The 903-nt window shown below is 52.3% G+C and carries 2 protein-coding genes and 1 pseudogene; all 3 read left to right on the top strand.

The features are described 5' to 3' along the window. Positions 1-192: pseudogene (locus ACTHUR_RS12555) on the top strand (cytochrome b6); the annotation flags it as partial. 1 nt (position 193) lies between these two features. Next, on the top strand, positions 194-625 hold the full coding sequence (locus tag ACTHUR_RS12550; RefSeq protein ID WP_070615267.1) for a gamma-butyrobetaine hydroxylase-like domain-containing protein: 432 nt from the start codon (positions 194-196) through the stop codon (positions 623-625). Positions 626-645: 20 nt separating this feature from the next. Next, positions 646-804 (top strand): hypothetical protein, encoded by a 159-nt coding sequence (locus ACTHUR_RS12545; protein ID WP_440398816.1) that lies wholly within the window; start codon positions 646-648, stop codon positions 802-804. Positions 805-903 lie beyond the last annotated feature (99 nt).

Here is a 903-nt window from a genome sequence, read left to right as displayed (position 1 = left end):
TTTGCCAGCATTGCCGCCATGTTGGCCGCATTTTTACTGTTCGTTGCCGTGATGTTGCTGCCTTTGGGGCTAACGGCAGACACCCAAGTGAGCCTGATACGGCTTTCACTCTACGCAATTGTGCTGTTTGCTGTACTTGGCGGTATTTTTTCTGTACGCGTTGCCTATTTGCGTAAAAAGAACGGAGCATGACATGACCCAAGCCGATAAAATTCCACAAGAAATCCGCCTCCAAAAAGAACGGCGCGTACTGACTTTGGTCTATGTTGACGGTGCCAAGAGCCTTCCTGCCGAATACCTGCGCGTGTACTCGCCCAGCGCGGAAGTGCGCGGACACGGCCCCGGTCAGGATGTTTTGCAAACAGGCAAAGCCGAAGTCAGCATTACCGATTTAGACCCCGTCGGTCAATACGCATTGAAAATTACTTTTTCAGACGGCCACGACAGCGGCCTTTACGATTGGGACTATCTCTACCGACTGGCGCACAATCAAGACGCGCTTTGGCAAGACTATCTCGACCGCCTCGAAAAAGCCGGCGCGTCCAGAATGCCAAGTGCAGAAGATTTAAAACACAAACACACACATTCCTGCGGTAGCGGCGGTTGCGGCGGAAAGGCCGTCTGAAAAAAGGCAAGACCGTAAGCTTGAATGACGGAAGGACCATTGACGGCAAAGCGTTCCTCTCCCCGCCCAAAAAAAGACGGGTAGTGGCTATCTTCGGCGATACCAAAGCCTGTCCGCGTGCAGCATGCTCCGTACAAAACGCAGACGTTTTGGTGTATAACCTTTTCCGCAGGCGATGAAGAGACAGTGGAACGAGTATTCCATTCGACCGTAGCCGATACAGCCAAGCTGGCTTTACAGGCCAATGTGAAACAACTTTACCTGACCCACATCAGCGC

The sequence above is a fragment of the Neisseria sp. P0021.S007 genome, assembly GCF_051956855.1.
The sequence above is the reverse complement of the archived record's forward strand: the minus strand, read 5'-3'. Positions and strand labels throughout refer to the sequence as shown.